This is a genomic window from Chromatium okenii (genome assembly GCF_016583745.1).
In the GTDB taxonomy this organism is placed as follows: Bacteria; Pseudomonadota; Gammaproteobacteria; order Chromatiales; family Chromatiaceae; genus Chromatium; species Chromatium okenii.
On record NZ_NRRQ01000056.1, the window covers coordinates 1 to 4,789 of the forward strand.

Genomic DNA, 4,789 nt, shown 5'->3' on the forward strand with positions numbered 1-4,789 from the left:
ATGAGTACTTAAAGTCAGTCATCTCTGATTCTTGGGCTGTATTCAGCAAATCATCAAGCTATGCCAAGGGCTGGATAGAACAGTTCGTGCCTTGGGTGCTGTATGGTTAGTTTTGCGGACAACTATAAATCCAATACAACAAGGATTGAAACATAGCGTCATCAATCGGATTATCAGAATTATCAATTGTTGCAACGCTAAATCCAATACAACAAGGATTGAAACTCAGGTTTACGACAATTTAGCGCGGACGCGGAAAACCGTTGCAACGCTAAATCCAATACAACAAGGATTGAAACCATGCCGATTTTTCGCGTGTAACTGGTGTAACTTCTAGTTGCAACGCTAAATCCAATACAACAAGGATTGAAACCCACGGAATTCCGTGGTAACGGGCGCAGGTGTTGGTGTTGCAACGCTAAATCCAATACAACAAGGATTGAAACAGAATTGGCAAGGGCTAGGTCTAGTTGAGGCTACTGTGTTGCAACGCTAAATCCAATACAACAAGGATTGAAACTGATACCTCCTGCACTCGTTGCGGGATTGCTACAGAGTTGCAACGCTAAATCCAATACAACAAGGATTGAAACTCTGGCCAGACCTTGACGGCGCGACCGTTGACTGGTTGCAACGCTAAATCCAATACAACAAGGATTGAAACGTCGATACAGCGGGCGCAAGCCGTCCGGCAGTTGGAACCGCGTTGCAACGCTAAATCCAATACAACAAGGATTGAAACAACAGCTATGCGATGAATCTGTTTTATATTCTTGAAGTTGCAACGCTAAATCCAATACAACAAGGATTGAAACGTTATTAAGACTATCTGTAATTTCATCCGCACCGTCGTTGCAACGCTAAATCCAATACAACAAGGATTGAAACGTTATTAAGACTATCTGTAATTTCATCCGCACCGTCGTTGCAACGCTAAATCCAATACAACAAGGATTGAAACTTATATCGCCCTGTAGCATCATCTAACTCACTGTTAGTTGCAACGCTAAATCCAATACAACAAGGATTGAAACCATCCACGAGATTTTTCGTCTGGCGCTCCAACAGAAGTTGCAACGCTAAATCCAATACAACAAGGATTGAAACATAGTGGAAACGATGTCGCGGCAGCCGTCTTGCGTGGCGTTGCAACGCTAAATCCAATACAACAAGGATTGAAACCTGACTACATATTGCCCCGACTTCACGTTACCGCCGTTGCAACGCTAAATCCAATACAACAAGGATTGAAACTCACCTGTCAGCTCAAAATCACCCGTACACGAGACTTGTTGCAACGCTAAATCCAATACAACAAGGATTGAAACCACTTCGTTATCCAGCGTACCGTTATTTAACACTGCGTTGCAACGCTAAATCCAATACAACAAGGATTGAAACAACGACAAGGGATAACTATACGCAAACCCATATCGTGTTGCAACGCTAAATCCAATACAACAAGGATTGAAACCAGACGATACGGCGAGTAGCACAGTCTCACAATCGTTGTTGCAACGCTAAATCCAATACAACAAGGATTGAAACCTTGCGCATTGTGCCATTGCGATTGAGGATTGCCGATGTTGCAACGCTAAATCCAATACAACAAGGATTGAAACATGTATACGGTTTACTGGTACCGATTAACCTTTAATGTTGCAACGCCAAATCCAATACAACAAGGATTGAAACTAAATACAGGGTACAGTTGAGATTTTAGTACCCTGGTTGCAACGCTAAATCCAATACAACAAGGATTGAAACTAGCATCAATCGACACTACAATCTCTAATCTTTCACCGTTGCAACGCTAAATCCAATACAACAAGGATTGAAACCAAGGTTAATTATGGCACTGGCAATCGTAACAGGTCGGTTGCAACGCTAAATCCAATACAACAAGGATTGAAACACGTTGTCCGGCAGTGCCATAATCCGTTTAGCCAGCGTTGCAACGCTAAATCCAATACAACAAGGATTGAAACAAAAAGAACCGACTAATCAGTTAGTTAGTGACGACTCGTTGCAACGCTAAATCCAATACAACAAGGATTGAAACAAAAATCTACCGGCAAATGGAACTATAGTTCCAAACGTTGCAACGCTAAATCCAATACAACAAGGATTGAAACTCGCCGATTTAGATATTAAATTGAACCGTCGCCATTGTTGCAACGCTAAATCCAATACAACAAGGATTGAAACTGAAAAAGTCTCATTCTCTATTCTCAACTCAACGCGCGTTGCAACGCTAAATCCAATACAACAAGGATTGAAACATTAACGGCGATGTAATACTCTTGCGCGTATTCTGGGTTGCAACGCTAAATCCAATACAACAAGGATTGAAACCCTAAAAACACACTGTCCGCAACACGGGCGCGTGGTTGCAACGCTAAATCCAATACAACAAGGATTGAAACCGCGATGTTATTGAGTAAAGTTGACGGCGGTCGCTGGTTGCAACGCTAAATCCAATACAACAAGGATTGAAACTGAATGCGAAAGAAGGCTACGCGACTAATGGCAATGGTTGCAACGCTAAATCCAATACAACAAGGATTGAAACCTGTAACGCTTCGTGTTCGAGAATGTCGCTTAATTCGTTGCAACGCTAAATCCAATACAACAACAGCTCCATTGCTATCTTACGAAGGGATGAACCAGCGTTGCAACGCTAAATCCAATACAACAAGGATTGAAACACCAGATAAGTCTGCACTGCTTTCTGTAGGGGAACAAATTGTTGCAACGCTAAATCCAATACAACAAGGATTGAAACATAATCCAATCGTTGCAACATCAATCACTTGAAAACCCGTTGCAACGCTAAATCCAATACAACAAGGATTGAAACAAAGATCGCGCATCGATCGCAACACGCGGCTGGCGCTGTTGCAACGCTAAATCCAATACAACAAGGATTGAAACACTTGCGTTACTGAATTCGTTACATTGGTCATTGGAGTTGCAACGCTAAATCCAATACAACAAGGATTGAAACCGATCTGGCAGCAAGCATCAAAACTCGAAAAACTGTTGCAACGCTAAATCCAATACAACAAGGATTGAAACACGACTGCCGCAGGTGAATTTTCAATGGCAATGGCAGGGTTGCAACGCTAAATCCAATACAACAAGGATTGAAACCAATGACTTACGAAGCTGGTTCTGCACTCGCCAAGTTGCAACGCTAAATCCAATACAACAAGGATTGAAACCAGTGTTATCAACGCCTTAGCACCGCTGCGGAATCATGTTGCAACGCTAAATCCAATACAACAAGGATTGAAACGCAGGGGCTGACACGATCTGCTCCAACGCGGATCGCGTTGCAACGCTAAATCCAATACAACAAGGATTGAAACCTCGAATCAATGCAGGTTGCCAGCCGTGTTGGGCAATGTTGCAACGCTAAATCCAATACAACAAGGATTGAAACATAGCGCCAAGATTGATCGGCGCAATATCAAAGCACGGGTTGCAACGCTAAATCCAATACAACAAGGATTGAAACTCTGTCACAAGGTCGCCAAACCGCACAGATGAAAACGTGTTGCAACGCTAAATCCAATACAACAAGGATTGAAACATTGCGAAACATATCAAGACGAATACGCAACGGAGTTGCAACGCGTTGCAACGCTAAATCCAATACAACAAGGATTGAAACCAGACTCGCACAATCGCTTAAAAGGACGTGCGAAACGTTGCAACGCTAAATCCAATACAACAAGGATTGAAACCGCATCTCATACAGAACGCGAGCGGCGTCAACATGAGTTGCAACGCTAAATCCAATACAACAAGGATTGAAACAACACAGCACTGAATGCCGAAAGCGCAGGTTGGCAGTGTTGCAACGCTAAATCCAATACAACAAGGATTGAAACATGCCGGAGTTTGAGCACTATCAAGATGTGCCATGTTGCAACGCTAAATCCAATACAACAAGGATTGAAACATGCCGGAGTTTGAGCACTATCAAGATGTGCCATGTTGCAACGCTAAATCCAATACAACAAGGATTGAAACCCGACACACTCCTGTAAATCGCTGCGCTTGATAAGCAGGTTGCAACGCTAAATCCAATACAACAAGGATTGAAACAACAACTATGCGATGAATCTGTTTTACATTTTAGAGCGTTGCAACGCTAAATCCAATACAACAAGGATTGAAACCAGCTTGCGCAATTGCGGCAACGCGCTCGGCGTCCGGTTGCAACGCTAAATCCAATACAACAAGGATTGAAACTAAATCGACAAGGTATTCACTTTAACGGTCATGCGGTTGCAACGCTAAATCCAATACAACAAGGATTGAAACGCACATTCTAATATAGGTTTTCGAGCGCGGCGTGGTGTTGCAACGCTAAATCCAATACAACAAGGATTGAAACAAGTAAGGCGGCACTGTCTCAGGTGTGACTAGCCGCGTTGCAACGCTAAATCCAATACAACAAGGATTGAAACCCGTGTACTTCATAACCTCAAGAGCGCCAGCAATTGTTGCAACGCTAAATCCAATACAACAAGGATTGAAACATAGGGCGGACAAGTCTCCGCCTTGCGTTGCCATTAACGTTGCAACGCTAAATCCAATACAACAAGGATTGAAACCAGCATCAATCTGTTTTTTTATCGCAGGCAGTATCTGGTTGCAACGCTAAATCCAATACAACAAGGATTGAAACAATGCGAATAGGTCAAAGCAAGTTTAAGAATCACCAGGTTGCAACGCTAAATCCAATACAACAAGGATTGAAACCTGCTGGTTCGGTTAG

2 CRISPR repeat arrays are annotated in these 4,789 nt (G+C 42.8%).

From position 1 onward, the window contains the following. The first annotated feature begins 115 nt into the window (after window positions 1–115). A CRISPR array of direct repeats spans window positions 116–2,573; the repeat unit is 37 nt; unit sequence GTTGCAACGCTAAATCCAATACAACAAGGATTGAAAC. A 98-nt stretch (window positions 2,574–2,671) separates the two neighbouring features. After that, window positions 2,672–4,773: a CRISPR direct-repeat array (repeat unit 37 nt; unit sequence GTTGCAACGCTAAATCCAATACAACAAGGATTGAAAC). Window positions 4,774–4,789 lie beyond the last annotated feature (16 nt).